Origin of the sequence: Micromonospora sp. NPDC047740, assembly GCF_043204735.1 — a bacterium.
GTDB lineage: Bacteria > Actinomycetota > Actinomycetes > Mycobacteriales > Micromonosporaceae > Micromonospora.
Map to the genome: position 1 here is coordinate 108,921 of NZ_JBIDCT010000019.1, position 21,125 is coordinate 130,045.

Below are 21,125 nucleotides of genomic sequence, written 5' to 3' on the forward strand. Positions count from 1 at the left end.
ATGACGAAGATCGTCGGCGTGGACGTCTTCCCGCTCGCGCTGCCCAGCCCGGACCAGGCACCGCGCGCATACACCACCAGGCCACCCTGGCCGAGCATCTACGGCAACCATCGGGAGACGCTCGTCGTGCGGCTCACCGCGGATGACGGCACGGCCGGCTGGGGCGAGGCCTTGGCGCCGGTGGCCCCGGAGGTTCCGGCCGAGATCGTCCGCCGGCTGTTGGCCCCGGTGCTGCTCGGCGCCGACCCACGTCGGGTCCGTCCGCTGCGCCACCAACTCGGCGAGCTGATGCGCGAGCGGGGGCACCTGGGCGGCCACCAGGCCGACGCGATCGCGGCGGTGGACATCGCACTGTGGGATCTCGCCGGCAAGCTCGCCGGTCTGCCGGTCGTCGACCTGCTCGGTGGCGCCTTCCACCGCGAGGTGCCCACCTACCTCTCCGGGCTGCCCGGCGGAGCCGACGGCGAACGGGTCGCTCAGGCCCGAGACTGGGTTGGGCGCGGCGTGCGGCAGGTCAAGGTGGGGCTCGGGTATGGGGTGGGCGTCGACCTGGCCACCGTGTCGGCCTTGCGCGAGGTGCATCCGGACCTGCGGATCGCGGTGGATGTGCACGGTGTCTACGGGTTTGCCGACGCGGTGCAGTTGGGCCGCGGCCTGGCCGAACGCGACGCCTGGTTCCTGGAGATGCCGATGGCCTTCGAGGATGTGGCCGGGCACGCGGATCTGGCTGGGCGGGTGGACCTGCCGGTGGCCCTGGGGGAGAGCCTGCGGCACCGCTGGGAGTTCCAGCCGTTCGTCGCGGCCCGGGCGGTGGGCCTGCTGCAACCGGACATCGGCCGGACCGGTGTCACCGAGGGGCTGGCCATCGCACAGTACGCCGAGACACACCATCTGGGGGTCGCGCCGCACCACTCGGCCGGGCTCGGGCTGGCGCTCGCCGCCGGGCTGCACGTCGCGGCGGCCTGCGCCAACCTGGTCGCCTTCGAGTGGCATCCCACCCTGTTCGACACGGTGAACCACATTCTCACCGTGCCGATCGAGGTGACACCGACCGCCATCCCGCTGCCCGTGGGGCCGGGGCTCGGGGTGTCGGTGGACGTCGACGCGGTGGACCGCTACTGCACCTGGCGGCAACGATGAGGCGGGTGTTGCTGATCGGTGCCTCGACGCCGATCGGTCGGGCGACCGCCGTCCGGTTCGCGGCGGCCGGCGACCGGGTCGTCGGCTACGGCCTGGAACCGGCCGGCGAGCCGAGCCTCGTGGCCGACCTGACCGGGGACTGCGGCACCGCCGAGGGTGCCCGCGCGGCGGTTGACACGGCCAGACAGCGGCTGGGCGGACTGGACGTACTGGTCGCGGCGGCTGGGGCGATGCCGATCGCGGCGGCCCATGACACCACCGACGAGCAGTGGCGGGCGGCGCTGGCCGGCTGCCTGGACACTTTGTTCTTTCCGTTGCGCACGGCGTTGCCGCTGCTGCCGTCCGGGGGAGCGGTGGTCGCGCTCTCCTCGGTGAACGCCTTCCTGGCGGCGCCGTGGGTGGCCGCGTACGCGGCGGCCAAGGGCGCGGTGGAGGCGCTGGTGCGCCAGGTCTCGCTGGACTACGCCGCGCGCGGGGTACGGGTCAACGCGGTGGCGCCCGGCCTGGTCGGCGGGGAGACGTTGCCGGACGCGGCCGCGGGTTACCCGATCGGACGTACGCTGCGTCCGGCGGAGGTCGCCGAGGCGGTCTACTTTCTCGCCTCCGACGCGGCCAGCGGGATCACCGGGGTCGTGCTGCCGGTCGACGGGGGTCTGTCGGTCGCCTCCCCGTCGGCGTTCGCTCGCGCCGACCTGCGACGCCGTTTGGCTGGTCTGCGGCCGCCGGTCGACGAGGGGGCGGTCGATGCCGGCTCGCCGGGGCAGCTGGGGGAGGTCATCGCCGGGTGAGCGGTCCGCAGGTGGAGATCGGTGGCCGGTTCGGCCGGCTCTACCGGCTGCTCGACTGGCCGGTCCGGCTGGCCGGGTTGAACCTGCTCTGGCTGGCCGGCGTGCTTGCCGGCGGGGTGGTCGCCGGCATCGCGCCGTCCACTGTCGCGCTGTTCGCGGTGCTGCGTGACTACCTGCTCGGCCGCCCGCCGCGACCGTGGCACGACTTCTGGCGGTGCTGGCGGGCGGAGTTCGCCCGGTCCCAGGTACGGTTGGGGCTGCCGCTGTTGACCCTGTGGGTGTTCCTGTTCTATCTGCTGGCGGCTCGCGGTACACCGGTCGTCGCCGCGGTGGCCGTACTGGGCGTGGCCTATCTCGTGGTGCTGGGCTATCTGCCGGCGGTGCTCGCGCACTTCGAGTTGCCGGCCGTGGCCGCCTGGCGGGTCGCCGTGCTGGCGGCCTGGCGGGCTCCCCTCTGGACCGTCGGCCTCGCGGTGGGGGTGGTCGTGCCGGTCGCGGTGATGGTGTTCGTGGTGCCGGCGGCCATCCCGTTCTTCCTGCCCAGCGTGCCAGCGGTGGTTGTCATGCGGGTGGCGCTGCGGGTCTTCGGGTCGCTGACCGGTCCGGTCCGGTGACCGGTCGGGACCGGTCACCGGCGGTCAGACCGTCGCGGACAGCGGGGTTGCGGAGGCGTGGTAGCCGAGCCCGGTGGAGATCTGGTCGGCGTGCTCGATGACCTTGAGGGCCAGTTCGTCCTGGCGGTGGGGCAGGTCCAGCGCGGACAGCGGGCCGGATACGGACAGGGCCGCCACCACCCGCCCGGAGCGGTCGCGCACCGGCGCGGCGAGGCAGGCCCGCCCGAAGGCGAGTTCCTCCAGTTCGGTGGTGTAGCCGCGGCTGCGGCCGTCGGCGAGGGCGGCGAGCAACCCGTCGAGGTCGGCGATGGTCTTCGGGGTGTACACCGGGTACCGGGCGCCGAGCAGCGACTCGATCTCGTCTGCGGTCAGGTCGGACAGCAGGGCCTTGCCCATCGCGGTGGCGTGCAGTGGGCCGCTCCGCCCGACCAGGGTGAAGGAGCGGGGAGCGAGTCGCCCCTCGAAGTTGCACAGGTAGAACAACTCGGCGCCGTGCCGTTCGGCGACGTTGGCGCCGAGGCCGAGTTCACTGGCCAGGTCCTGGGCGATCTGCCGGGACTGGCGGTGGATCGGTGACTGGTTGAGGGCGATGCCCGCCAGGCCCACCACCGTCGGGCCGATCCGGTAGAGGCCGCTGCGGGCGTCATGGGTGACGTAGCCCAGCGCCTCCAGCGTGCCGACCAGGCGCGAGACCGTCGACTGGCCCAGCCCGGTGAGCTGGACCAACTCGGAGACCCGCCGCTCGGGGTGCTCCTCGGTGAAGGCGCGTAGCAGCGACAGCGCGCGTTCGACGCTCTGTGTGCCGCCGCCGACCTCGCGAACGGTGGTGGACCGTGGCATCGTTGTCATCCTTCGAAACGTAGGAGAGTAATCCAGATTACGGATCATACATCGAGCGTCGGCCCGGGGGCCCGCGGCGCGCACGTGACGGCTGCCGCCGGTGGGGGCCGCCGGCGGCAGCCCCCACCGGTGGTTCAGCACCCGGGCGGTGCGGTGGCCGCCACGACCGGTTCGAACCGCACGGCGTCGGCCCGGTGGTGGCCGACCTGCTGTGCGGAGAGGCGTACCGCCGCGGTGGCCGGGTCGAGTTGCCAGACGCCGAGCATCCGCCACTGTCCGGCGTCCGCTGTCTGGTCGACGATCAGCTTGTCCATGCCTGCGCCGTGCGTGACCAGGTACGTGGCCGCCGTCGTTGTGGTCGAGTTGGTCGGATACCAGACGCTGACCCGGTACCGCCCGGCCGCCAGGGTCGGCCGCCAGGTCGCCTCGGCACCGGAGCCGCCGTTGGCGAAGCGCGTGGTGCTGTTGGCGTAACCCTTGAGCGTGCTCCCGGCCCAGCCGCCCTGCTCGCTGTAGCCGGCCTGGCCGTCGTCAATGATCACCTCCCGAGCCGGGTCGGGAGTCCCCACGGGCACCGCGATCCGGTCACTCGACCCGACCGCGTGCAGCGCCACCTCGTGCAGGGCGCCGGCCGCAGCGTTCGGCGGCGCCGCCACCGTGAACGTCACGCTCTGCGTGGCGCCCGGGGCGAGGTTGACGGGCACGCTCGCCGGCGTGGCAGTCCAACCCGCCGGCAGACCGAGCGCGGCGCAGCCGGTCGCGCCCACCACGGTCTGCGCGGTGAGGGTCGCGGTGACGGTGGTACTCCCGCCCGGTTCGGGCACCGGCGCCGCCGACAGCCCGCTGATCCGCGGCCGCACGGTGGCCGGGTCGACCGGCCGGAACCGGACGGCGTTGACCCGGTGGATGGCCGGGTCGTCGACGACCAGCCGGACGAACCCGTCCTGTCCCGCCGCGAAGGGGTACGTGCCGAGCACTCGCCAGGTGCGCGCGTCCTGCTGCTGGTTAACCCGTACGGTCGACTCGCCGTCGCGGTGCTTCACTAGGTAGTCGGCCTCTGTGGTGGTGGCCGTGTTGGACGGATACCAGACCGCCACCTCGTACCACCCGGCCGTTAGGTTCGGTCGCCAGGTCGCGGTGGCGCCGAGCTTCCCCTCGGCGCTGTAGCGCGACTGGCTGCCGTTGAGCCCTGCCAGGGTGCTGGGCAACCACTCGCCCGTCTCGGTGTACCGCGGCCGGAAGTCGTGGATGTCGACGACGATGTCTTCGCTGGCGATCCGTACCGTCGCCGTGGTCGGCGTGGCGCCGTCCGGGGCTGCGGTGAAGCGGTACGTCTGGTCGCGCGCCGCCCCGGCCGGCGAGGTGAGGGTGAAGGTGTACGCCCGCTCGGCACGGCCGGCCACCTCGTACGGCACGCTGGACGGCGTGATCGTCCAACCAGCCGGCGGCGTCACGCTCAGCGTGCCCCGCGCGGTGGCCGGGCCGGTATTGAGCACGCTCGCGGTGACCGTGGCCGCGTCACCCGGGGCGGCGAGTTCTGCCGGCGACGCGACGAGCGCGCTCAGCTTCGTTGGTGGGCGCACGATGAGCCGCCTTGCGGAGAGCGCCGCGTCGCCGCCGCTCCAGCGCATCGTCCCGCCGAGCGACACGGTGCCGGCGGCGTCGGCCCCGACGGTCACCTCGTACCGCCAGGTCGCGGTGCCGCCGGCCGGCACGCCCGACGGCGCCCTCCCCACCGGCCGGGCCGACCAGCCATCGGGCAGGCCCAGTACGACGGTCGGATCGGCGACGGCAGCCGAGCCGTCGTTGCGCACGGTCACGGTGAGACCCACCGTGTCGCCGGATGTGGTGTCCGGTGAGTCGGGCGCCACCACGCCGCACACCGGCCGGCCGGCTGGGCAGCGGCCGGTGACCGTCATCGGCAGGCGCAGCGTGGCGTCGCCGGTCTGCGCGGCGTCGGTGCTGATCCGGTAGGTGAACGGCGTGTCGAGGTCCTCGACCGGGATCGTCCACTCGTTCGGGTAGATCCGGTCGGACTGTTCGTGCCAGGTCTCGCCGCCGTCGGTCGACCAGTGCAGGGTCGCCGGCGCCTCGGTGGCCGCCTGGATGTAGGCGTCGTACCCGGTGCGGTCCGGGCGGGTCAGCAGCATGCCGCGGGCGACGCCGATCGGGCTGGCGTCGTCGAGGTGGTGGCTGTCCGGCCCGGCGTCGGCCAGCTGGCCGCCAACCTGGTGCCCGACGCCCGGTACCTGCACGTCGCGGACGACCAGCGCGGTGATTCCCTTGCCCGAGACGGTCACCGGGAGCGCTGCCCCCCGCATCGTTCTGACCTCGCGGGATCCGTTGTCCCGGATCACCTCGACCCGGTACGCCCGGTCCGGCCGCACCCCGCTGACCTGCGGGTCGAATCGCACCACGCTGTTCGACGGGCCGTCGGCCTCGCTGGTCAGGCTTACGTACAGGCTGTTGTTGCCGTGCCCGGTCACCCAGTTCAGCTGCGGGTCGGCGACCTTGACGATGCCCTTGGGTAGGTATGGCCAGACGCCGTTCTCGCCGTAGAACGCACCGGGCTGGTGCCCGTAGACGTGGTACTTGAAATAGACGTAGTTGGTCTCGAAGGCGGCCGGGAAGCTGATCCGCCCGCCCGACCGGTAGTTCTGCTCGGACAGCAGGTAGTCCATCGCCAGCCCGAGCTGGGCCGGGATGTGGTGGTAGTAGATGGAGGTCAGTCCGGCAGGGCCGGTCAGTGGGAAGTCCGGGCGCATCTGCCAGGCGGTGGACTCGCGGTAGTAGTAGCCGGGATAGTTGGTGAACCTGCCGACCACCATGTTGTGTGCGATGTCGGCGAGCAGCTTGTCGCCGGTGTGCCCGGCCAGCCGCAGCAGGAACGGCGCCCAGATCGGGTTCATCACCAGACCGCCGCCCGTCTTCGTCCGGCCCGCCGGCACCTTGTAGGTGCTCAACTGCTCGAAGGTCATGCCGTTGGTGGAGACCATCCAGGCCGGTACGGTCTGGGCCGGTACGTCCTTGAGCGGGTAGTCGTAGGTCACCCCGCCGTTCCAGCGGTCCACCTGCGCGTCGATCCAGCCCGTGGCGTTGACGGTGATGTCGTTGTCGGGCACGGGGCGCACCATGGTCTGGGTGACGAACCGTTTTGCCTCGGTGTAGGCGGCGTTCAGGTAGCGCGCCTCGCCGGTCTCCTCGTACAGCTCGAGCAACTCCAACCAGCCCTTGGAGTGGTTGAACTGGAATTCGTTCTCGCCGGTGTTGGTGGTGTACGGAGGGTCGATCTGGGCGGTGATGTATCGGTCCGCCTCGGCCTTCGCCTCCGCCAGGTATGCCGGGTTGCCGGTTAGTCGCCAGGCGGCCAGGGGGGTGCTGACCGGGGTGCGGTTGTCCTTGCGCGGGCGTTCCTCGATCGCCTTGAGGGCCAATTCGTGCAGGCCGGCGACCTGGCCCCGGGTCTGCTGGTAGAGCGGCACCAGGGTGGAGGCGTCACCGGAGACGCTGCCGATGCGCCAGGAGTCGGTGTTGCCGTACACCGGGTTCTCCTTGATCGGGGTCCAGCCGATCCCGTTGCGCGACACCTGGTACTCCAGCAGTGGGCGGGCGCGCTTGTCATACAGGTCGCGGTTGCCGGTCAGGTAGTAGGCACCGAGCAGCACGCCGCTGGTGGCCGTCCGTACCGCCCGGTCGTTCTCGGTGTCCACGAAGCTCTTCGCGCGGTCCCACCAGCCCGACAAGGACTTCTGGTAGGTCTCGCTGTCGTCGGCCGTCGAGTCCTGCATCGTCAGGTCGACCAGGTTGTGCACCGTCTCGGTGAGGGAGGTGTCGTAGACGTTGTGCCGGTAGTCCGTGTAGTCGTACTCGTCGCGGGTGAGGGCCGTGTACGCCTCGTACATGGTGCCGGGGCGGGCGTAGACGCCGAAGGTGAACGCATGCCGCTGCCCGGCTGCAAGCGGCGACTTCCGGCCGACCTGTGGTGCGAAGACCACCGGCTGCACGTTGCCGGCCTCGTTGCGCAGGCTCATCCCGAACGGCTGGCCGTCCGGGCCGACCTCGCGCTGGTGCTCGAACGGGATCACCTCGGCCGGGGCGTACACGCCGGCCGTGACCTGCCGCCCGGCGACGGTGCGTTCCAGCAGGCAGGCGGGTGTCATCAGTTCCCAGGCGCCGAGCGACTCGGCGCCGTAGACGACCCGGGCGTGCTGGCGGCTGCCGCACAGCACCTCGTCGACGTCGTCGAACGCGGTGATGTCCAGCGCCTGGTAGCCGACGACGAAGTCGTCGGCGCGGCGGGCGGTCAGCGTCCACGACGCCTCAGGGTTGTCGCCGGCGACCGACCAGCGCACGGTCAGCTCGTACCCTCCCGCCGCGGCGGTGCTCAACTCCACGGTGCGCTCGTTGACGCGGCGCAGGCCGGTGAAGCCGACCCAGCCCGGGTTCATCGAGCTGTAGTAGTCGCTCGGGGTGCCGCCGGTGCCGCTGAGCACCAGCCACTGCTCGTCGAACCGCCGCTCGTGGTCGGTGACCGGTAACCAGCCCCCGGGCGTACGGACGGCGATGTCACGCAGGTAGGTCTGGCCGCCGGTCCAGGTGGCACGGTGGAAGGTCATCCGGTGGTGGGTGCCTTCGATGGTCGCGACCTGCTCGATCCGGAGGTCGGGCTTGTCGAGTGTGCGCAGCGGCGCGGCGAACGGGGCCTGGTCGCTCGCGACCCGGGGCGGTGCCGCCGTGGCGGGGGCAGGCAGCAGGGCGACCGCGAGGATCAAGACGAGGGTGAGTTTGAGGTGATGTTGCCACGAAGTGGTGGGCTTCACATCCATATTGCAGATAGTTAATGTGAAGTCGGACGATGTCAAGAGAATCCATGGGAGGCATACGCATGTTCGTCGATTGGCCGCTCGATCGGCTGCGGACTTATCGGCCCGACCGGGATGAACCGGCCGACTTCCGTGAGTTCTGGCGCCGAACGGTCGCGGAGGCCCGTGCTCAGGCGTTCCCGGCGCGGTTCGAGCCGTACGACAGCGGATTGGTCACGGTGGACGTGTCCGACGTGACGTTCGCCGGCTTCGGGGGCCATCCGGTCCGCGGCTGGTTTCTGACTCCGCGCGGCATCGGGGACGCGCTGCCCTGCGTCGTCGAGTTCATCGGGTACGGCGGCGGCCGCAGCCTCCCGCACCACTGGCTGTCCTGGAGCGCGGCCGGCTATGCCCACCTGGTCATGGACACGCGGGGCCAGGGCAGCAACGGATCGTTGGCGGGCGACACGTCGGATCCCGCGCCGGCCGGGGGACCGGCCACCGCCGGGTTCTTGACCCGCGGCATCACCGACCGGGACACGTACTTCTACCGGCGCGTCTTCACCGACGCGGTTCGGGCCGTCGAGACGGTCCGCGCGCATCCCCGTGTCGACCCGGATCGGGTGGTGGTGTGCGGCGGCAGCCAGGGTGGCGGTATCGCCCTGGCGGCGGCGGGTCTGGTCGACGGGTTGGCGGCCGTCGTCGCCGACGTGCCCTTCCTTTGCCACTACCGCCGGGCCACCGAGATCACCGGCGCGGCGCCGTACGCGGAACTGACCACCTACTGCGCCACCCATCGCAGCCAGGTGGAGGACGTCTTCGCGACGCTGCGCTACTTCGACGGGGTCAACTTCGCCGCCCATGCCACGGCGCCGGCCCTGTTCTCCGTGGGGCTCATGGACGCGACCTGCCCGCCCTCGACGGTGTTCGCGGCATACAACCACTACGCCGGGTCCAAGGACATCCGGGTATGGCCGTACAACGGGCACGAGGGCGGCGGGGACGTCCAGAAGGCCGACCAGATCCGGTTCGTGGCCAAGGCGCTGGCCGGTTGACGAGGGGGTCCGGGCCCCGCGCCGAGGCCCGTGCGGCGTGCCGCCGTGCGTACGCTACCCACATTGCGGATGGCCATTGCACAAGATGGTCGCCGGAGCTACAGTCCTCGACAACTCATTGACATTCTCGAAACCTGACCTTCTTCTTCGTCGGCCGACCGGTTGCCGGCCGCAGACCGAACTAGGAGCAGAGCATGAACAACGTGGACTTGTCCCGTCGGTCGCTACTGCGATTGGTGGGTGCGGGAGCGGCGGCGACCGCGGTGGGCGGCCTGTCCTCCGCCTGCAACCTCATCGGCGGCAGCGAGAAATCCAGCGGCGACAAGGCGACGATCAAGGTCGCCCTCACCCCGGACCCCTCCGGCGCCTCGCAGTTCTACCGGCAACAGTTCGACCTGTTCGAGCAGAAGAACCCGGGCATCAAGATCGAGATCATCGAAAACCCGTCCTTGCAGCAGCTCAACGCCGTCGAGCTGATGTTCCAGCAGGGCAACCCGCCGGACGTGTTCCGCGCACAGGACAACGGCTTCGACCGGATGTTCGAGCGCGGGTGGACGGCGTCGCTGGACCAGTACGTCACCGACGAGTTCACCTCCCGCTTCCCGGCCGGCTCGCTCGACCCGGCCACCTCCGGCCTGCACCGCGACGGCAAGCTCTACACCCTGCCCCTGGTGTGGGGGAAATGGTCGTCGGTCCGGATGCTGCTGGTCAACAACGCGATCCTGAAGCAGCACGGGATAGCCGCCGTGCCGAAGACGTGGGAGGAGCTGGAGCAGTCCGCCACAAAGATCACGCAGGCCGGCGGCGGCAAGGTTTTCGGGTTCGCCGCTATGTGGAACCAGGGCGACGTGATCAAGATGTTCCAGCCCACCGCCGGGGCGTGGTCGATCGCCGAGTTGGGGGTGGACCTGCGCACCGGCAAGGCGGCCGTGACCGATCCATCGCTCGGCCGGGCAGTTGAACTGCTGCGGCGGCTGCACGCGGGCAAGGTGATGATGCCCGGCTGGGAGACCTGGACGGACACCGCCCGCATCTACACGGCGTTCGCCAAGGAGCAACTCGCCATGTACCCGGCGTCTCCGTTCCAGGTCAACGAGGTCCGCAAGCTGAACGCGAAGATCGACATGTCGATCGTGCCGATCCCGGTGCCGGCCAGTGGTCGGACCGGATACTCCGGTCAGCGGAGCAACTTCAGCCCACTGTGGTCCATGTCCGCCCAGTCGAAACACCCCGACCAGGCGTGGAAGGTGATGGACTTCCTAGCGTCGAAGGATTTCCACCTCGCCTACTACGAGAAGTTCGGCACGCTCACCGCCCTGGAGAGCGCCTGGCAGGACAAGGCCGCCGCCAACCCGGACCAGAAGGCGATCATCGACGTGGCCGCCGAGGCCCTCCGCCGCGGGCCCAACCCGATCCTGGCCAGCGCCGGCGGCAAGGAGCTGTGGAACGCCATCACCGGCAAGCAGGACCTCAAGTGGGCAGACACCGCACAGCAGTCGATCCTGCGCAACCAGCCCTTCGCCGGGCCGGCCACGCAGCTCAACGCCAAGCTTGACGCGTTCATCGACGAGCAGATCAAGGCGCTGTCCGGGAAGGGGATCACGGCCTCCCGCGCCGATCTCACCTTCCCGACCTGGAACCCACTCGAGCCGTACACCCCGGGCCAGAAGTGACCAGCACGCCTACCCTCGTCCCGGGCGGCGCGGCCGAGCCGGCCGCGCCACCCCGGCGCGTCGCGGCCGCTCGGCGGCGACGGCCCGGCCGGCTGCGCCGATACGCCTGGCACTACGTATTCCTCGCCCCGATGCTGCTGCTGTTCGTGGCGTTCACGCTGTGGCCGATGGTCGCCAGCTGGTGGTACTCGTTCTTCGACTGGGACGGCGTGGGGCCGGCGACAGATTGGGTCGGCTTCAGCAACTTCGCCGAGGTGCTGCAGAGCCGGCCGTTCTGGCACGCGTTCGGCAACTCGTTCCTGTTCTCCCTCGTCGCGATCTGCGTCGAGATGCCGCTGGCCCTGCTCGCCGCGATCCTGCTCAACAGCAGGCGGCTGTGCGGGCGCAACCTCTACCGGCTCCTGCTCTTCCTGCCCGTGGTCACCACCACCGCCGTGATCGGCATTGTCTTCGCGATCATGCTCGACCCCGCCGGCGGTTTCGTCAACGACCTGCTGACCTCCGTCGGGCTCGTCGACTCGCCGATCACCTTCCTCTCCGAGTCCTACGCCCTGCCCACGGTGATGGCCGTCGACGTGTGGAAGGGTTTCGGAATCACGCTGGTCTACTGGCTGGCCGCGCTGCAGACGGTTCCCGATGACCTGTACGAGGCGGCGAAGATCGACGGGGCGAACGGGCGGCAGACGCTGCGGCACGTCACGCTGCCGGTCATCGCCCCGATCGGCGTGGTGATCCTGCTGCTCACCTTCCAGAAGAGCATGAACCCCTTCGACCTGGTGCAAGCGATGACCGAGGGCGGACCCAACCACGCCACCGACGTGGTCGCCACCTACATCTACCGGTACGCCTTCGATCCCTACCTCAATGCGCCACGGTACGGCTTCGCCTGCGCGGCCGGGGTGGTCTTCGGGGTCATCACCCTGGTGATGACGGCGCTGCAGGGGCCGCTGCTGCGCCGGCAATACCTGAAGGGGAGCCGCTGATGCGCCGCCTGAACCCATGGCACCTGCTGCTGGTCCCGCTCTGTCTAGTGTGGATCTACCCGTTCGTCTGGATGGTCTCCACGGCGTTCAAGTCCGAGCGGGAGGTCTTCCTCGGCGGGCTGTCCGTGCTGCCCGACGAGTGGACGTTCGACAACTTCGTCCGGGCCTGGGACACCGCCCACTTCGGGGCGTACCTGTCCAACACCGTGGTCTTCTCGGTCACCACGGTGATCATCGTCCTACTGGTCTCCGCGACAGCCGGGTACGCGCTCGGCCGGGGCAACCTGCCCGGCAAGAAGGTCATCGTCGGGCTGCTCATCACCACGATGTTCATCCCGCACGGCTACACGATCATTCCGATCTTCAAACTGGTCGACGGCCTGGGGCTCAACACCGGTCTACTCGGTGCGGTGCTGGCCACCGCGGGCCCGGCGCACGTCGTGCCGATCCTGCTGTTCATGGGATACTTCGCCGGCATGCCGCAGGAACTGGAAGACGCGGCCCGCATCGACGGCGCAAGCTACCCTCGCATCTTCTTCCGGATCATGCTGCCCCTGGCCAAGCCGGTCGTCGGCACCGTCGCGCTGTTCAACTTCATGGCCGCGTGGAACGCATTCTTCATCCCCCTGGTGTTCACCCTCGGCCGGCCGGAACTGCGCACGCTCGGCGTGGGCATGTACAGCTTCTTCGGCCAGGAGGCCACCGACTGGGGTGGGCTGGCGGCGGCCGCGACGATCAGCCTGCTGCCGATCATCGCCATCTTCCTGTTCCTGCAGCGCACCTTTGTCGAGGGAATCGCCGGTGCGGTCAAGTCCTGAAACGTTCGCCGCCCGACCGGTCTCCACCGGCCGCTACGAACTCGGCGAGGGGCCCCGGCTGGACCCACGTACCGGCGAACTGCTGTGGGTGAACATCCGGGCCGGCCAGCTGCTGCGCGGGCGGCTCGCCGGCCACCGGATCGAGGTGCTGGCCGCGTACAGCATCGGGGCGGCCGCCGGGTCTGTGGCACCGGTCGCGGCGTCCGGCGGCGGCTGGGTGGTGGCAGCCGGGCGGGGCTTCCGGCACGTCTCGACCGCCGGCGCGGTGCGGCCCCTGGCCGACGAGGTCGCGGCGCCCGGCACAGTGATGAACGACGGCATCGCCGACCCGTACGGCCGGTTCCTGGCCGGCAGCCAGGTCACCGGCGACGCCCCGCCGTGGACCGGGGGACTCTACCGGCTGGAGCCGGACGGCTCGGTGGCAACCGTGCTCACCGGGGTTGGCTGCGCCAACGGGCTCGGGTTCGACCCGACGGGCGAGACCATGTACCACGTCGACAGCCGTCGCCAACGGCTTACCGCCTACCGGTACGACCCCGCAGCCGGCACAGCCACCGAGGAACGTGTCCTCGCCGAGTTCACCGACGCCACGCCCGACGGGTTGTGCGTCGACGCCGAGGGCTGCCTGTGGATCGCAATGTGGGACGGCTGGAGCGTGCACCGCTTCGCCCCGGACGGCACGCCGCTCGCGCGGGTGGACCTGCCGGTGCCGCGGCCCACCGCCACCTGCCTGATCGAGGGCGTTCTCGTCATCACCTCGGCCTGGATCGGGCTGGACCATGCGGCCCGTCGGGCGGCGCCGGACAGCGGCCGGATCTTCGCCGCCGAGGTCGGCGTCAGCGCGGCCCCGGCGCACACCTGGGACGGAGACCATGAAGATCACTAACGTGGAACCGCTGTTCGTGCCCGACGGCGCCAACGTCATGCTCCTCGTGCTGGTCAGCACCGACTCCGGCGAGTACGGCGTCGGCGAGGTCGGCATGCGGGCTCACTGGCGCACCGTGCGCGGCGCGGTCGACGACCTCGCCGAACTGCTCGTCGGCGCGGACCCGAGCCGGATCGAGCACCTGTGGCAGGTGCTGTTCCGCTCAGGATTCTTCCCCACGACCGGCGTCCTGTGTTCCGTGCTGGCCGCCATCGACGTGGCGCTCTGGGACCTCCGCGGCAAGACCCTCGGCGTCCCGCTGTACCAGCTGCTCGGTGGCGCCTCCCGCGACCACGTCGAGTGCTACGTGCACGTGACGAGCCGCGATCCCGAGGCGATGGTGGCGGAGTGCGAGCGGCACGTCGAGGCCGGGTGGCGATACCTGCGCGTCCCGGCGAACAGCCCGGGAGCCGACGGCGAGTACGACCAGCGAGCCGCGCTGCGCCACACCGTCGCGGTAATGCAGCGGCTGCGGTCCGCGCTCGGTCACGACGTGGAGTTGCTGCTCGACGTGCACACCCGCTTCGACCCCGCCGAGGCGGTGACCCTGTGCCGGGAGCTGGAGCCGCTGCGCCCATACTTCGTCGAGGATCCGCTGCGCAGCGAGCACCTCGACGGCTACCGGATGCTGCGCCAGCGGACGACCGTCCCGCTGGCGGCAGGGGAGCAACTGGGCACGAAGTGGGAGTTCCGGCCGCTGATCGAGGGCGAACTCATCGACCACGCCCGGGTGGACGTGGCCAACACCGGCTTGACCGAGGCCCGCAAGATCGCGGCCATGGCTGAGGTCCACCACATCAACCTGGCCACCCACAGCCCGCTCGGCCCGGTCACCGCCGCGGCATCGGCGCACCTGAACCTCGCCCTGCCCAACGTCTCCGTGCAGGAGCAGCCCCGGCCGGCGTTCCCACCGTCGGAGGTGTTCACCGCCCTACCTCGGCTGGCGGCCGGGCGGATCACCCCGGCCGAGCGACCCGGACTCGGCGTCGAGCTCGACCTCGCCGCCGCACGGCGGGCGCTGCCACGCGGCCCGGCGCCGTTGCCGCAACTGCAGCGGCCCGACGGCTCCTTCACGAATTGGTGACCCGGATGCGCGTCCTGATCACCGGGGCATCCGGCGGGGTAAGCCGGCTGCTGGTGCCACAACTCGCCGAGCACCACCGGCTCCGACTGACCGATGTCCGTCCGGCCCCTTATCCCATCGATGGGGCCGAGACCGCGGGGGCGGAGGTGCTGCTCGGTGACCTCGCCGATCCCGCGGTGGCGGCGCGGCTGTGCGACGACGTCGACGCGATCGTGCACCTGGCCGGCAACCCCCGACCAGGCGACGGCTGGGATCTGTTGCGCGGACCCAACGTCGATGCGGTGACGACGATTTTCGATGCCGCCAGCCAGGCCGGGGTGGCCCGGATCGTGCTCGCCAGCTCCGTACACGCGATGGGCGGCCACTACTGGCGCGCCGACGAGCCTGGTGGCCCTCCGGTACAAGACGACCGGGCGCCGCACCCGTGCTGCCGCTACGGCGCGACGAAGGTGTTCGCCGAGGCCGCCGCACGGGTCTACGCCGACGCGTACCCGCTGTCCGTGGTCTGCCTGCGGCTGGGGGGCTGCCTGCCGGCACCCCCGCACCGCGGCTGGCTGGACACCTGGCTCGGCGTGACCGACCTCGGCCAGGCGGTGCGACGCGCGCTGCAGGCCGACATCCGTTTCGGGACGTACACCATCACGTCGGCGAACCCGCGCCAGGTGTTCGACCTCAGCGCGGCTCGGAACGACCTGGGCTATGCGCCCACGGAGACTTCGGTCGCCTGCGCCGACGGCTTGCCGGACGGCCCGTCGACGATGTGTCGGCCCCAGATGCGAGATCGCCGATGACGGGCACAGCCGGCGCGGTGCGACCGGTGGGCGTGGTCTGTGTCGGCGAGTCGATGGCCCTGCTGACCCCCGATCTACCCCGCCCACTGCGCGGGCGGCGCCATGCGGGCTGGACGTGGCCGGAGCGGAGTCGAACGTCGCGATGAATCTGGCCGGATTGGGACTGCGGGTGGCCTGGTGCAGCCGGGTCGGCGCGGATCCGCTGGGAGAACTGGTCACCACACGGATCGGTGCCGCCGGAGTGGACGTGAGTCTGGTCGAGGTGGACCCGACGGCCTCGACTGGTGTCTTCTTCAAGGACCTCGGCCCGCACGGCACGAACGTGCACTACTACCGACGCGGCTCGGCTGCTGCGGCGATGGACCGGATGCCGCTCAGCGGGCCCTCTTCGTCGCCCGCTTGCGGGGTGGCGCCAACAAGTCGGCGATCGTCGTGATCGCGGACGGCACGAGGCGGTAGTACGCCCAGACGCCGCGCTTCTCGCGCTTGAGCAGGCCGGCCTCGGTGAGGATCCGAAGGTGATGACTCACGGTCGGCTGGGAGAGCTTCAACGGCGCCGTGAGGTCACTCACAGACGCCTCGCCCTCCGGAGCGGACTGGATCAAACTGAGCAGCCGCAGTCGGGCAGGATCGGCGAATGCCTTCAGCACTCCCGCGAGGCGCTCCGCATCGGCGCGCTTAATCGGCTCGCCAGCAAGTGGCGAGATAGCAGGCATAGCGGTTTTTGTGGTTCCCACGCCTTCCATTGTTCCAGCAACGCCATCGATAAACCGGTCGAACGGGACCAGTACTCCGATGGCGGTCGCGAGGCCGGCTGCGAGGGAAGCAGGGGCTGGGTCGGTTCACGCCGCCATGCTGGCCTGCGGTACCGATAGCCCGTCGCCGTCCAGCACTGGCTCGTTGCGAAGATGTGACTGGCGCGATCATGAACCGTACAGGCGACGGCCCATCAAGGCGACGGCGCGGCGGCACCGGTTTCGCAAGGGTCACATCGAGCCGCGACCACGGGGCTGCACCTGCCGGTGGGCGATCTGCTCTCGGCTCTGCTGACCGAGCCGATCGGCGCCGGACACGGGCAGCGGGACTCGGCCTCGCCCGCCGAGCGCATCCTCCGAGAGGCGATTGTGCAGGGGAGCCGGTTGGCGTCAGGCGGGCCGTGCCGGTGCCTCGTGTCCACGGTGGTTCGGCCTCGTCCGTCGTCCGTGTGGTCCAGGTTCCTTTTCCCCCATGCGGGTGATCCGGTCCCCTCCCGAGGGGATGCGTGGGGCTCGGCATGGCTGCGATCTTGAAACAGCAACGCTAGGCATTGCCCGCTGGCACACGGGGGTGCGCATGGCCATCCGCAACGATCAGCGTTTGGACAAGGAGATTTCCCTATGACCGCTCGCACCGTCCTGAGGAAGCTGCATGGCCGGACGGCGGTGGGCGTGCCCCGCTGGGCCATGCTGGCCGCATACGCTGCCGCCCTGACCACGCTGCCGTCCACCATCTGGCGGATCACGGCCTTCGTCTTCGAGGCTCCGCTCGTGAAGCGCATGGACGCCCCGCCGCTCGGCCACGGTCCGGTCCTGTTCGAGGGGGTCTGGTACATCCTCACGCTCAGCCTGGTCAGCGAGGTGTTGGCATTCCTCGCCCTCGGGTTGGTGTGTGAGTGGGGCGAGGTGTGGCCGAGGTGGATCCCGGGCCTGCGCGGTCGCCGGGTACCGACCCTCGCCGCCGTCATCCCCGCCAGCCTCGGTGCGATCGCCCTGCTGATCTTCCCGTACGCGCTGGCCATGATGGCCTCTGGCCGGATGGTCAACGGCAGCCCGGACACGCCGATCACCGAGGGCTGGCAGAGCGTCGCGTTCTGGATCGCCTACCTGCCGCTGGCCGCCTGGGGACCGCTGCTCGGCATCTTGACCGTTCACTACCACCAGCGCCGCCGAGCTGCCCAGTCCGCCGCTGGGTCTCGAGAGGCCAAGATCGCCCTGGCCGGATGACATGCCCATCCGAAGAAGGCTCACAGCGTGCTCGATCCTCTATCCGAATCACAATGCCCATGATTCGTGGCAGCGGGCTGACGTCGTCCGTACATCGGCGGGTGCTGCTGGCCGCCTGGGCCTGGTGGTCGGGCCTGGACGGCGTGTCCGGGCCCGATCCACCAGGGCATCAAGCCTTAACTCATCCTCCTCCGACCGTGACTGTCGCAATCATGCCGAACCACTGCCCGCTGCTGTAGCCGGCGTGGAGCCTGCAGATGACCGTCCAGGTCCCTTCCCGATCGAAGGTGTACGAGACCGGCGGACCTCCCGGCGGTACGGGCCCGTTGGTGACCTGGAAGATGTCGCCGCCGTTCGGGTCCGGATTGCCGCCGGGCGGCACGAGCCAGACGTCGTGCGGGAACCGCGCATCCGCCTCGTTGAAGTGCCAGGTGATGGTGCCGCCGCGGGCAATCTTGCAGTTGTCGGGACTCCACTGCGTGCCCGTGGCGTTGATGTCGCACGTCGTGGGGAGCGTCCCGCCGCTGTCACGCACCGTGAAGGTGGTGCTCTGCGGGTTGGAGGCGTTCCCGAGGCGATCGGTGGCTCGGTAGTCGACTGTGTACTTCCCCGCGTCCTTGAACGGTACCGGCGCGTTGTAGGCGGTCCACGCGCCGCCGTTGACGCGATACTCGACCTTGTCCACGCCGGCACAGCCGACATCGTTGGCGGTGAGGCTCAGCGTGGCCGAGTCGATATAGGTGTTCTGCTGGTCGGGATCGGCCTGGCCCTGAATCTGGTGCGAGACCGTCGGTGCATCGGTTTCCTTACACTGGTCGGCCTCGGGCGTGAACTCGATCTTGATCAGCTGCATCTTCATTTCGGGGTTGATCTGGTTGCGGCAACAGCCGAACGTCCAGCGCCCCATGTAGAGTGCGCCGTCGGGCCCGAACCTGGTCGGGATCACGAAGCTGTTGTTCGGCGTGCCGAAGTGGTTGACGGGCAGCCAGTCGTTGACCCGGAGCATCTGGTTGTTGTCCTGCCGCAGGCGGACCTCCTTCCAGAACCCGTTGTCGGTGCCACGGTTAGTGATCAGCCAGGAGCCGTCGTAGTAGGCCGGGAAGGCGCCGGGACCGCGGCTGTCTTTGTATCGGTAGACCGGGCCGGTGACCGGCTGCATCCCCCCTGCGCCCAGGTCGCCGAAGTCCTTCGGATCCTGGCTTCCGGGGTTGCCGGGGTACTTGCGCCAGACCGTCGCTGGTTTCGCGGGACCTGGGATCGCATCGAGGCCTTGGAATGTGGGTTGCGAATTGGTACCGCCCGGCGGCGCCCAGTTCAGGTCGGACGGGAGCTTGTCGAGCGAGCAGTCGTACTGCTGACCGGTCGAGGAGTTGGCCTCGTAGTTCCAGCGCCAGGTGGTGTTGATCTTCGAGTTGTCACCGATGCAGAACGGCCAGCCGTAGAAACCGGGCCCGTCGACCTTGTTCCACTCGCAGACGCCGGCCGGGGCGCGGTCGGGCTGGTCCACCGAGTTGTCGTGGCAGAACTCGCCGACGACGACCGAACCCGGGTTGGCGGGGTCGGTGTGCACCGTGAACGGCTGCCGGAAGCCCATGCCGTAGATCTCCGGTCGGGTGTTCGGGGTTCCCGGCGCGAACATGTTGCCCTTCGGGACCGTATAGGTCTTGCCCAGGCCGGGATCGGGTGCGCGCCCTGGGGTCTGCGGCGGGCCCTCGCGCGGTTTGATGCGCAGGATCTTGCCGCGCAGGTCGGCGGTGTTGGCCGCCGTCTTGCGCGCGTCCCAGCGCTCCGAGGCGCGATGGTCCATCGGCGTGTAGCGGTTGTGGCCGGGCGCGTTCGGGGAAACGTCGTCGCCGACGCCGACGTAGAGGTTGCCTTCGGAGTCGAACACCAGGCTCGCGCCGCCGACATGGCCGGGGCCGTTGTCGGTGGGGCCACCCGGGAAGCCCGAGGGTTTGCCGGAGATCTTCGCCTTGGGCACGCGCAAGATCTGCCGCTCCATGTATGGATGTGCCGGGTTTAGGTGCTTCGGCCCGCCTGGTGCCGGCTCGAAGGCGGTGCCGGTCTTGTTCAGCGTGAAGCGGCTGACCAGGTTGTAGCCGACCGTCTGCTGGTTGCCCGTGGTCGGCCAGTCGCCGGGGTTGCGCGGGGAATAGTAGACGTAGATGTCGTTCTTGTCCGGCTTCGACAGGTCGAAGCCCGGCTGCAGGCTCATTCCCAGCACGCCGTCCTCAGAGTTGCCGTGGTCGGCGCGGGTCGGGATCGTCGCGACCGTGGTCGAGTTGTTCGGTGGGCCCTTCGGGTCGTGCATCTTCACGTAGCCCTCGGACTCGTACCCCTGCTTGGGGCCGATCTCGGTCCAGTAGACCTTGCCGTCCGGCGCCACGTCGAGAGCCATCGGGCCGTTCACATTGTCGACCAGGGTCGTGCGGGTGAAGTTCGACCACACGGTGCCGGAGCAGTCGGTCTTCTTCCCCTCGCCGGCGACCCAGCGCACCCCTCCGACGATCTGCTTGATCAGCGGGTTGTCGCCGCCGTTCTCGGTGTAACGCACGCCGAAGTGGCCCTGCGAGGTCAGCCAGGTCCGCCCATCGTTGTAGGGCCGCGGGGTGCCGGTGCCGTCCTTGACGTTGCCGCCGTCGTAGAGCTTGCACCACGTCGTGGGGTGGTCCTGGCCCATTGAGTAGGTGCCGGTGTTGTAGGTGCGCTCGTCGAAGGTCGCGAGCACGTGGTGGTCGCCCCGGACGTTGCGGGCGAAGTTGTAATGCTCGTCGGCGATCTTGTAGGTGTCGGGCAGGTCTTTGGTGGAGAGGTGGTTGTGGTCGGCAACCTGGACGGTTGCGGCGTTGCCGGTCGCCGACCCGCTCGAGTGGCCGCGCATCGTCGTGCCGACGACGCTGTCCGGCCCGCCGTCCCACCAGTCCCACGCGGACACGCCGGCGCCGGCGTCAGTCATGTTGTGCACGGCCGCGATCCCGCCGCTGTGCTGGGTGAAGCGGATCAACGCGTCGCGCTGGGCATGGTCGAGGAGCGGTCCGGGCCGCCCGCCGCCGGCCCACGACCACGACGCGTTCAGGAACAGGATCGCGTCGTATCGGGCCAGGTTCCCGTCCGTGAAGATCCGCGGGTTCTTGTCCGGGTTGTCGCAGTTGTTCGGGCCGCCGCCGTTGTTGTCGCAGTTCTCCCAGTCGACGTCGTAGCCTGCGGCCGTGAGAGCGGCCTGCACCACTGGGCGCCCGTTGTTGATTCCATCGGTGTGCCGGTACCCGGTCGTGCCGGTGTAGATGAGGATCCTCTTGCCCTCCTCCTGGGCAGGAGCCGCAGGGAGGGCGCTGCTAGCTTGCCTGGTGCTTGTCGATGGGCCAGCAGCCGTCGGGTGGATGCCACTAGGAGCCTGTCGGGTGCTCTTCGCTTGGACAGCGGTCGCCGGGGCGAGCATCTGAGCCCCAAGAGCGACCGCGATCAGGGCGATTCCAGGACGCTTCAGACTCCGCGCAGGGGGCGCGGCGTTCCACATGCCACTCACTTCCTCTCCCAATGCGGCGGCTACCAGCCCCGCGGTCGGAGCGACGTGGTGCGACCGCCTGAAGGTTAAGACGTAGCATGTTCCCCTTTTGGTAGATCGTCAAG

General features: G+C 69.9%; 16 protein-coding genes. 12 read left to right on the forward strand and 4 right to left on the reverse strand.

Annotation, left to right across the window (positions count from 1 at the left end; translation table 11 throughout):
* From ACGF4F_RS29565 to ACGF4F_RS29575, 3 genes are read left to right on the forward strand one after another with little or no spacing between them, the layout of a single operon-like run.
* Positions 1-1,140: a mandelate racemase/muconate lactonizing enzyme family protein gene (locus ACGF4F_RS29565; RefSeq protein ID WP_393082361.1), complete on the forward strand. Its 1,140-nt coding sequence runs from the start codon at positions 1-3 to the stop codon at positions 1,138-1,140.
* Positions 1,137-1,928, forward strand: a complete 792-nt coding sequence (locus tag ACGF4F_RS29570; RefSeq protein WP_393082364.1) for an SDR family NAD(P)-dependent oxidoreductase — start codon at positions 1,137-1,139, stop codon at positions 1,926-1,928. Before ACGF4F_RS29565 ends, ACGF4F_RS29570 begins: the two co-directional genes overlap by 4 nt.
* Positions 1,925-2,542, forward strand: a complete 618-nt coding sequence (locus ACGF4F_RS29575) for a YesL family protein (protein ID WP_393082367.1) — start codon at positions 1,925-1,927, stop codon at positions 2,540-2,542. The genes ACGF4F_RS29570 and ACGF4F_RS29575 overlap by 4 nt, the downstream gene beginning before the upstream one ends.
* Before the next feature lie 24 nt (positions 2,543-2,566).
* On the opposite strand, the gene ACGF4F_RS29580 is transcribed toward ACGF4F_RS29575, so the two are convergent.
* On the reverse strand, positions 2,567-3,391 hold the full coding sequence (locus ACGF4F_RS29580) for an IclR family transcriptional regulator (RefSeq protein WP_393082370.1): 825 nt from the start codon (positions 3,389-3,391) through the stop codon (positions 2,567-2,569).
* Positions 3,392-3,516: 125 nt separating this feature from the next.
* Entirely contained in the window at positions 3,517-8,208 is a 4,692-nt protein-coding gene (locus tag ACGF4F_RS29585; RefSeq protein ID WP_393082374.1) for an NEW3 domain-containing protein, read from the reverse strand.
* 59 nt (positions 8,209-8,267) lie between these two features.
* Between ACGF4F_RS29585 and ACGF4F_RS29590 the strand changes: the two genes are divergently transcribed.
* From ACGF4F_RS29590 to ACGF4F_RS29625, 8 genes are all read left to right on the forward strand, one after another.
* Positions 8,268-9,239, forward strand: a complete 972-nt coding sequence (locus ACGF4F_RS29590; protein WP_393082377.1) for an acetylxylan esterase — start codon at positions 8,268-8,270, stop codon at positions 9,237-9,239.
* A 194-nt stretch (positions 9,240-9,433) separates the two neighbouring features.
* Positions 9,434-10,912 (forward strand): ABC transporter substrate-binding protein, encoded by a 1,479-nt coding sequence (locus ACGF4F_RS29595; protein WP_393082380.1) that lies wholly within the window; start codon positions 9,434-9,436, stop codon positions 10,910-10,912.
* Positions 10,909-11,895, forward strand: a complete 987-nt coding sequence (locus ACGF4F_RS29600; RefSeq protein WP_393082383.1) for a carbohydrate ABC transporter permease — start codon at positions 10,909-10,911, stop codon at positions 11,893-11,895. Before ACGF4F_RS29595 ends, ACGF4F_RS29600 begins: the two co-directional genes overlap by 4 nt.
* On the forward strand, positions 11,895-12,713 hold the full coding sequence (locus ACGF4F_RS29605; protein ID WP_387280487.1) for a carbohydrate ABC transporter permease: 819 nt from the start codon (positions 11,895-11,897) through the stop codon (positions 12,711-12,713). The genes ACGF4F_RS29600 and ACGF4F_RS29605 overlap by 1 nt, the downstream gene beginning before the upstream one ends.
* Positions 12,697-13,599, forward strand: a complete 903-nt coding sequence (locus tag ACGF4F_RS29610; protein ID WP_393082386.1) for an SMP-30/gluconolactonase/LRE family protein — start codon at positions 12,697-12,699, stop codon at positions 13,597-13,599. Before ACGF4F_RS29605 ends, ACGF4F_RS29610 begins: the two co-directional genes overlap by 17 nt.
* The gene (locus ACGF4F_RS29615; protein WP_393082389.1) at positions 13,586-14,722 is read left to right on the forward strand and encodes a mandelate racemase/muconate lactonizing enzyme family protein; all 1,137 of its coding nucleotides are present in this window, start codon (positions 13,586-13,588) and stop codon (positions 14,720-14,722) included. The genes ACGF4F_RS29610 and ACGF4F_RS29615 overlap by 14 nt, the downstream gene beginning before the upstream one ends.
* 5 nt (positions 14,723-14,727) lie before the next feature.
* Complete coding sequence (locus tag ACGF4F_RS29620; RefSeq protein ID WP_393082392.1) at positions 14,728-15,513, forward strand: NAD-dependent epimerase/dehydratase family protein; 786 nt, start codon at positions 14,728-14,730, stop codon at positions 15,511-15,513.
* 142 nt (positions 15,514-15,655) lie between these two features.
* Positions 15,656-15,949 (forward strand): PfkB family carbohydrate kinase, encoded by a 294-nt coding sequence (locus tag ACGF4F_RS29625; RefSeq protein WP_393082451.1) that lies wholly within the window; start codon positions 15,656-15,658, stop codon positions 15,947-15,949.
* Here ACGF4F_RS29625 and ACGF4F_RS29630 read toward each other — a convergent pair.
* A complete protein-coding gene (locus ACGF4F_RS29630) occupies positions 15,888-16,259 on the reverse strand; it encodes an ArsR/SmtB family transcription factor (RefSeq protein ID WP_393082395.1) in 372 nt (123 codons plus the stop codon). The two genes, ACGF4F_RS29625 and ACGF4F_RS29630, sit on opposite strands and share 62 nt — an antisense overlap.
* 630 nt (positions 16,260-16,889) lie before the next feature.
* On the opposite strand from ACGF4F_RS29630, the gene ACGF4F_RS29635 reads away from it, so the two are divergent.
* Complete coding sequence (locus ACGF4F_RS29635; RefSeq protein WP_393082398.1) at positions 16,890-17,495, forward strand: hypothetical protein; 606 nt, start codon at positions 16,890-16,892, stop codon at positions 17,493-17,495.
* A 181-nt stretch (positions 17,496-17,676) separates the two neighbouring features.
* On the opposite strand, the gene ACGF4F_RS29640 is transcribed toward ACGF4F_RS29635, so the two are convergent.
* The gene (locus ACGF4F_RS29640; RefSeq protein WP_393082454.1) at positions 17,677-21,012 is read right to left on the reverse strand and encodes a ThuA domain-containing protein; all 3,336 of its coding nucleotides are present in this window, start codon (positions 21,010-21,012) and stop codon (positions 17,677-17,679) included.
* Between the last annotated feature and the right edge of the window lie 113 nt (positions 21,013-21,125).

Coding starts and splice junctions, on each gene's coding strand:
- ACGF4F_RS29635 (WP_393082398.1), top strand. CDS start 16,890: ATGACCGCTCGCACCGTCCTGAGGAAGCTGCATGGCCGGACGGCGGTG.
- ACGF4F_RS29580 (WP_393082370.1), bottom strand. CDS start 3,391: ATGACAACGATGCCACGGTCCACCACCGTTCGCGAGGTCGGCGGCGGC.
- ACGF4F_RS29565 (WP_393082361.1), top strand. CDS start 1: ATGACGAAGATCGTCGGCGTGGACGTCTTCCCGCTCGCGCTGCCCAGC.
- ACGF4F_RS29590 (WP_393082377.1), top strand. CDS start 8,268: ATGTTCGTCGATTGGCCGCTCGATCGGCTGCGGACTTATCGGCCCGAC.
- ACGF4F_RS29570 (WP_393082364.1), top strand. CDS start 1,137: ATGAGGCGGGTGTTGCTGATCGGTGCCTCGACGCCGATCGGTCGGGCG.
- ACGF4F_RS29595 (WP_393082380.1), top strand. CDS start 9,434: ATGAACAACGTGGACTTGTCCCGTCGGTCGCTACTGCGATTGGTGGGT.
- ACGF4F_RS29615 (WP_393082389.1), top strand. CDS start 13,586: ATGAAGATCACTAACGTGGAACCGCTGTTCGTGCCCGACGGCGCCAAC.
- ACGF4F_RS29625 (WP_393082451.1), top strand. CDS start 15,656: ATGAATCTGGCCGGATTGGGACTGCGGGTGGCCTGGTGCAGCCGGGTC.
- ACGF4F_RS29620 (WP_393082392.1), top strand. CDS start 14,728: ATGCGCGTCCTGATCACCGGGGCATCCGGCGGGGTAAGCCGGCTGCTG.
- ACGF4F_RS29585 (WP_393082374.1), bottom strand. CDS start 8,208: ATGGATGTGAAGCCCACCACTTCGTGGCAACATCACCTCAAACTCACC.
- ACGF4F_RS29605 (WP_387280487.1), top strand. CDS start 11,895: ATGCGCCGCCTGAACCCATGGCACCTGCTGCTGGTCCCGCTCTGTCTA.
- ACGF4F_RS29630 (WP_393082395.1), bottom strand. CDS start 16,259: ATGGAAGGCGTGGGAACCACAAAAACCGCTATGCCTGCTATCTCGCCA.
- ACGF4F_RS29640 (WP_393082454.1), bottom strand. CDS start 21,012: ATGTGGAACGCCGCGCCCCCTGCGCGGAGTCTGAAGCGTCCTGGAATC.